Here is a 6,490-nt window from a genome sequence, read left to right on the forward strand (position 1 = left end):
GGGTACATTTATGGGGAATAGGGGATTGCTGCACAATGAAAAGCAGGAGATTCGACGCCTTTTTAAGCTCACTGCCTGGATAACCTGCGTGTTGGAATTTAAAGATAGGAAGCGGCCGGTAATGGCTCCGGGACAATATACTGAGTTGTTTTTTCTTGATGAACCCACCTCATTTGCTGCTGGTCACCGACCGTGTTTTGAGTGTCGCAGAGCTGAGGCGACTGCTTTCAAAACGTTTTGGTTAAAAGGAAATCCTGAATATGGATTTAACGCTAAAACACCAATAAAAGCGATAGATGATATTCTTCAACAGGAAAGGATTGATCAAAATAACAAAAAGGTTACCTTTCTGGAATACCCGGATGCACTACCAGACGGCACATTTATTATCTTTAAAAATGAACCTTATTTAATAAGGAATGGAATGATGTATCTCTGGTCGGTAGAAGGGTATGGGATAGCAAAGTTGTTGCCGAAAGAAAAATTATCTGTTTTAACTCCAAAATCTGTTGTAAAGACATTTAGAACTGGGTACCTTCCTTCATTTATAGAATAGAAAAGAATATGAAGTTTGCCATAGGAATCTGTTTATTACTTTCTTTGATCCAATCTGTGGGTGTATGCCAGAATTCGAAACAGCATTCATTCGCTGCCAACTATAAACTGATAGCCCATCGCGGTGGTGTGGTGGATAGCCTTTCTGCGGAGAATAGTCTTTTAGCATTAGAAAAGGCAGTAAATAGAGGTTACTGGATGGTAGAAGTGGATTTAAGGTTAACCAGAGATGGAGTATTAATTACAAATCACGATAAGAATTTGAAACGATCTTTTGGTCTGGATGCGGATGTTTCGTCCATGACCTGGGAGCAGATCAGTAAGCTTAGAGATAAAAGAGGCAATAAAATATTAAAATTTGAGGAGGTACTCAATTACTGCGAAGGTAAACTGCAGGTTATGATTGATAATAAAATAGATGGAAACGATACCTTACTATTTGCAAAAGTGATAGACATGCTGAAAAGACACCATCTATACGAGAATGCGCTAATGATTGGTACAGATGAGTCTACTGATTTTTTTACTGGAAAGATAAAGCTCAGCTGTACCAGAAAGCAGCTTGAAGAAAATATGCTTAAAACCAATTACCTTTCATCTAACTATTTTCTTTTCTCTGATAGTATTTCAGAATCAGATGTTGAATGGGCTGGTAAGTATAATATTTTAGCCGTAGGTGTGATTAACTCCTGGGCGCTAAAATCGTCTGATGTTATGGGCAAGGCCAAAGAACAGGCTGATAAATTAAAGTCAACTGGGCTGCTCTATTTTCAAATTGATTCCGTATTCGATCATTTATTTAGCTATTAAAAAATAAGATGAAAAAATTACTAATCCCCGGACTTATAATGACCGTCTTGATGTCTGCATTCACCCTTAAGCAGCACAAGAAAGAAACTGTAACATTCACAAAAGAGAAATTACGTGATAAAATAAAAGGAGGCTGGGCAGGCCAAACTATTGGGGTGAGCTTTGGAAGTTATACAGAGTTCCGGCACAATGGTACTTTTATACAAGATTATCAGGTAATCCCATGGGGAGAAGGATATGTTAAAAAACTGATGCTGGAATGGCCGGATTTATATGATGACATATATATGGACCTTACTTTTGTCGAAGTATTGGATAGAGCTGGCTTTGATGCTCCTGTTGATTCATTTGCAAATGCCTTTGCAAATGCTTCCTATAATTTATGGCATGCAAACCAGGCTGCTCGTTATAATATTCTTAATGGAATAAAAGCACCAAAAAGCGGACATTGGCTAAATAATCCACACGCTGATGATATTGACTATCAGATAGAGGCAGATTTTGCAGGATTAATGCATCCGGGAATGCCAAATTCGGCAAGCACTTTAAGTGATAAAGTTGGCCATATTATGAATTATGGTGATGGATGGTATGGCGGAGTTTATGTTGGGGCAATGTACAGTCTGGCCTTTTTATCTGACGATGTGAACTACGTGGTGAATGAGGCTCTGAAAACCATACCAAAAGAAAGTGATTTTTATAAATGTATTGCCGATGTAATCAAATGGCATAAAAAATATCCAAACGATTGGAAGCAGACCTGGTACGAGGTTCAGAAGAAATGGTCAGAAGAAGYAGGGTGTCCTGAGGGTATATTCAGTCCGTTTGACATTGATGCGAAAGTTAATTCTGCTTATGTGGTAATGGGGCTGCTTTACGGAAAAGGAGACTACACAAGGACGTTGGAAATAGCTACACGTTCCGGACAGGATTCTGATTGTAACCCATCTACCGTTGGAGGGATTTTGGGAACAATACTAGGCTACAGTAAAATTCCGGATTACTGGAAAAAAGGATTAAATGGTAGTGAGGATCTGAACTTCAAATACACAAATATGTCTTTAAATAAAGTGTATGAAACAAGTTATCAGCATGCTTTGAAAGCAATTGCTGCAAATAATGGCAAAGTAGGTGATGCCGAAGTAATTATTAAGGTGCAAAAACCAGAGGTGGTGCGCTTGGAGAAAGGTTTTGAGGGAATTTATCCTGTAGCAAAAGAGCCACTTAATCGTAATATTGATGATGTTTATGAGTTTGACTTTGAAGGAACCGGATTTGTTTTGCGCGGCAATGCCGGAAAAAATGATCAGAATCTGGATGATTATGAACTTAAAGCCAAAGTATATGTTGATGGGCAGATCGTCGAAACTGCTCATTTACCTACCGCTTACAGAACCAGAAGACATGAAATTTGCTGGCGCTATCAGTTAGCCAGTGGCAATCATCATATAAAAATTGAGGTTTTGAATCCTAAAAAGGGATATTATTTAAGGGCATGGGATTACATAACCCATGGCGATAAAGCCATTGATGGGATAATGGCTCATAAATAGAATCAGTTTATAGATTAAGATAGCGTGTTATCATATGCTGTAGTTCATCAGAAATGGCTAATCCTGTTTTATTTTCAAGCTGATGCTGTGCAGAATTAAATTTCTCAATATAAGTGCCCGTTTGGTCGTTAAATTTTAAGTATCCCTGGTCGAAGAAACGTTCCTGTACTTCGCCAGATGAATCCATTGAACGGAAAACCAGGGGTGAAATTTCAAATGTCTGTTTGTTTATGTACAGCCATCTGAATATGTCAGCAATGTCTGCATTTGCAGGCAGGTCATTGCGTTTCACTTCCAGTAAGCAATCGGAATCATTTTCCAGGTAATATAAGCAGGTAAAAGGAGGTTTCATGTATTTCTAAAAAGCAGATGTGGGCCGAAAATAAAAAAAGTTATCTGTCTTTCTTCCATTTTTGTAATCCTTTTTCAAAAAAATGATCAAAGAGATGCGCTTACTATAGTGATCTTCTGGTAAAGAAATATTATAATCCATAACCATAACCATAAGCGATCCGATGTTTTTTTAAACATTAATTCCAACGCTTCAAAGACTGTGGTGTTTAGGCTTACATAAATTGTAGAACTGTTTTTTTCTTGTAAGATGTTTCTAACTTTTCCCATAATTGAACTCCTTTCTGTAGCAGATTTGGGTAGTAATATATCAATAGGCTGGTCATATTAAAGTTACCTTTAATATTGCTTAAAAAAGAATAATAAGTGGTTGATTTTCAGTATATTTATATATTACACGAGTAATGAATTCAACCGTATGAAAAATAAGATATTCTTCTTGGTTTTTCTAGCTTGTTTCCCGTTGATGTTAAGTGCACAAAGGGTTGTGATGATAAAGATTGATGGTGCAATTAATCCGGTTTCAGCGTCCTTTGTACATAACGGAATTGAAAAGGCAACGAAGGAAAAGGCAGTATGTCTGGTTATTCACCTCAATACACCGGGAGGCTTACTACAATCTACCCGTACTATTGTTAGCGATATTTTAACCTCACCAGTTCCGGTAGTGGTTTACGTTTCACCATCCGGCTCACATGCAGGTTCTGCCGGAGTTTTCATTACCCTTGCAGCTCATGTTGCCGCGATGGCACCCGGAACCAATATTGGTGCTGCGCACCCTGTGAACCTGGTAGGTAAGACAGATTCAGTAATGAATGTAAAAGCCACCAATGATGCCGTAGCATTTATCAGAAGTATAGCTGAAAAACGAAAACGCAATCTTGAATGGTCCGAGGATGCAGTCAGAAATAGTTTGTCGATTACTGAAAATGAGGCACTCAATAAGAAGGTAATCGACTATATCGCTGCAAATGAAAATGAATTACTTAATCAAATAGATGGACGAAATGTAGAACTAGGCTCCGGAAATGTTACTTTACATACCAAAGGAGCTAAAATTCAATATGTAGAGATGAGTGCTTCCGAGAAGTTACTTGACTTTATCAGTAACCCCGATGTTGCTTATGTTTTACTCATGCTGGGCATGGCAGGGATATACTTTGAATTGTTTAACCCCGGAGCAGTGTTGCCAGGAGTGGTTGGGGTAATTAGTTTGATTCTTGCCTTTTATGCTATGAATACTTTACCTGTTAATTACGCCGGATTAATGTTGATCGTCTTTTCTCTGGTTCTTTTTCTGCTCGAAATTAAGGTGGTTAGCCATGGGGTGCTGGCAATTGGAGGTGTGGTTTCGTTGTTTCTGGGTTCGGTAATGCTGTTCAAGTCAAGTTCTTCATTAGATATGATTAAAATATCTACGGGAGTGGTTATTTCAGTTACTGTTTTAAGTGCCACTTTCTTTCTCTGTGTAATAGTTTTRGGCTTGCGGGCACAGCGACTCAAAACGGTAACAGGGATTAATATCTTACTGGGCCAGACCGGAGAAGCGCTGAGTCTGCTTAACCCACAGGGTCAGCTACAGGTAAATGGAGAAGTGTGGACTGCGGAATCAACTAAAGGAAAAATTAATAAGGGTGAGCTTGTAAAAGTAATAAAGGTTAAAGGGCTTACTTTATTTGTTGAGCCACTAGGGCGTACTGTATAATTCTATTTTTAACTAAAAGGAGGTGTTTATGTATTACAATGTTTTTATTATAGTGCTCATTTTTTTTGCTGTCATCGTACTTTCCAGCGCGATTCGTATACTTCGTGAATATGAACGGGGAGTTGTTTTTCGCTTGGGCAGGGTGCTAGACAAAGGTGCAAAAGGACCTGGATTGATTCTTTTGATTCCTTTTATAGATAAAATGGTAAGAATATCACTGCGTATTATTGTTATGGACGTGCCTCCTCAGGATGTGATTACAAGAGATAACGTATCTATAAAGGTTAATGCTGTGATTTATTTTAGGGTAATAGACCCTCAAAAAGCTGTGGTGGAGGTTGAGAATTTTTTAACTGCTACCTCTCAGTTTTCGCAAACAACATTACGTAGCGTGCTGGGGCAATCGGAGCTTGACGACCTGCTTTCGCAACGCGATAAAATAAACCTGCACCTGCAACAGATCATTGATCTGAAAACGGAACCATGGGGCATAAAGGTAACGGCGGTTGAGGTAAAGCAGATAGACCTTCCTCAGGAAATGCAAAGAGCAATGGCTAAACAGGCCGAGGCAGAACGTGAAAGGCGTTCAAAAGTGATTTCTGCCGAGGGAGAGTACCAGGCCTCGCAACGTTTATCGGATGCTGCAAAGATCTTAAGCGAACAGCCAAGCGCACTTACCCTGCGCTATCTGCAAACACTTCGTGAAATTGCAACAGAAAATAATTCAACAACGATTTTCCCGGTACCAATTGATCTGTTGAAACCTTTTATGCAACCATCCGTAGAACTGCATCCAAAGGAAGATAAGCCAGTTAAGGATGCAGGTGGTGATGACCCTACTTAATGATATCTCTAATGTAATGGTAACTAGAGAGCTTGCTGTAACGACATTTTAATCTAAAAATCCAGCGAAATATCTTCCTGATTTGCATACTTTATTGATTAGTATATGAAATTCTATTTCAAAATTAGGAGGCAATAGTTTATTTTTGTTATGGGTTAACTAAAGGTAACCGGTTACCTTTAGTTAACCCATTTAAGTATGGCAACAATAAATATCAACGGAAATATAAAGGAGGCAACCTGCGAACAGGAACTATCAGCAATTCGTGATAGCCTCGAAATACTTGGTGGAAAATGGAAACTAAGGATCATGCGATACCTCAACAATAGAAAGGATGGCCAGAATACTTTCAAAAAAATCCAGCGTGAAATAGAAGGCATTTCGGCCAAAATGTTATCAAAAGAGCTGCATGATCTTGAGATTAATCTGCTTGTTTCCCGGACCGTGCTGGATACCCGACCCATTACCGTAAAATATGCGATCACTGAATACGGTAGCAGTGTGCTGCCGGTAACAGAGAGTTTAGTGATATGGGGGCTTAATCACCGAGAAAAGATAAAAGCATAGAAAGGAAGCTAATCCTTTAAGGGATCGTTTTTGGCGATATTCTCAATTTCTTTATTTAGGAAAAAAGACAGGCCCGTTCTGATAAGTACAGTACCGGCTAATATT

7 protein-coding genes are annotated in these 6,490 nt (G+C 38.8%); 6 read left to right on the plus strand and 1 reads right to left on the minus strand.

What is annotated here, in order from left to right; genetic code table 11:
* The 3 genes from AC1DG9_RS21170 to AC1DG9_RS21180 form a co-directional block, all read left to right on the plus strand.
* The coding region (locus AC1DG9_RS21170; RefSeq protein WP_477635190.1) for a hypothetical protein at positions 1-556 on the plus strand (556 nt) is incomplete at its 5' end.
* Between the two features lie 8 nt (positions 557-564).
* Positions 565-1,365 carry a glycerophosphodiester phosphodiesterase gene (locus tag AC1DG9_RS21175; protein WP_172660187.1) on the plus strand — a complete coding sequence of 267 codons (801 nt, stop codon included), beginning with the start codon at positions 565-567 and terminating at the stop codon, positions 1,363-1,365.
* Between the two features lie 8 nt (positions 1,366-1,373).
* Complete coding sequence (locus AC1DG9_RS21180) at positions 1,374-2,918, plus strand: ADP-ribosylglycohydrolase family protein (protein ID WP_477635191.1); 1,545 nt, start codon at positions 1,374-1,376, stop codon at positions 2,916-2,918.
* Positions 2,919-2,925: 7 nt separating this feature from the next.
* Here AC1DG9_RS21180 and AC1DG9_RS21185 read toward each other — a convergent pair whose 3' ends face one another.
* Positions 2,926-3,270, minus strand: coding sequence for a hypothetical protein (locus AC1DG9_RS21185; protein WP_288879225.1), 345 nt, complete (start codon positions 3,268-3,270; stop codon positions 2,926-2,928).
* 417 nt (positions 3,271-3,687) lie between these two features.
* Here AC1DG9_RS21185 and AC1DG9_RS21190 point away from each other — a divergent pair, with 417 nt between their 5' ends.
* The 3 genes from AC1DG9_RS21190 (at position 3,688) to AC1DG9_RS21200 (ending at position 6,385) form a co-directional block, all read left to right on the plus strand.
* Positions 3,688-4,974, plus strand: coding sequence for an NfeD family protein (locus AC1DG9_RS21190; RefSeq protein WP_337716842.1), 1,287 nt, complete (start codon positions 3,688-3,690; stop codon positions 4,972-4,974).
* Positions 4,975-5,002: 28 nt separating this feature from the next.
* Positions 5,003-5,818 carry a slipin family protein gene (locus tag AC1DG9_RS21195; RefSeq protein WP_288879227.1) on the plus strand — a complete coding sequence of 272 codons (816 nt, stop codon included), beginning with the start codon at positions 5,003-5,005 and terminating at the stop codon, positions 5,816-5,818.
* Between the two features lie 198 nt (positions 5,819-6,016).
* The gene (locus AC1DG9_RS21200; protein WP_172660192.1) at positions 6,017-6,385 is read left to right on the plus strand and encodes a winged helix-turn-helix transcriptional regulator; all 369 of its coding nucleotides are present in this window, start codon (positions 6,017-6,019) and stop codon (positions 6,383-6,385) included.
* The last annotated feature ends 105 nt before the right edge of the window (positions 6,386-6,490 follow it).

It is taken from the genome of Pedobacter sp. 05L430 (assembly GCF_056397585.1).

Excerpts from the sequence above, each read along its gene's own strand:
- AC1DG9_RS21175 (WP_172660187.1), top strand. The coding sequence starts at position 565 with ATGAAGTTTGCCATAGGAATCTGTTTATTACTTTCTTTGATCCAATCT.
- AC1DG9_RS21185 (WP_288879225.1), bottom strand. The coding sequence starts at position 3,270 with ATGAAACCTCCTTTTACCTGCTTATATTACCTGGAAAATGATTCCGAT.
- AC1DG9_RS21195 (WP_288879227.1), top strand. The coding sequence starts at position 5,003 with ATGTATTACAATGTTTTTATTATAGTGCTCATTTTTTTTGCTGTCATC.
- AC1DG9_RS21200 (WP_172660192.1), top strand. The coding sequence starts at position 6,017 with ATGGCAACAATAAATATCAACGGAAATATAAAGGAGGCAACCTGCGAA.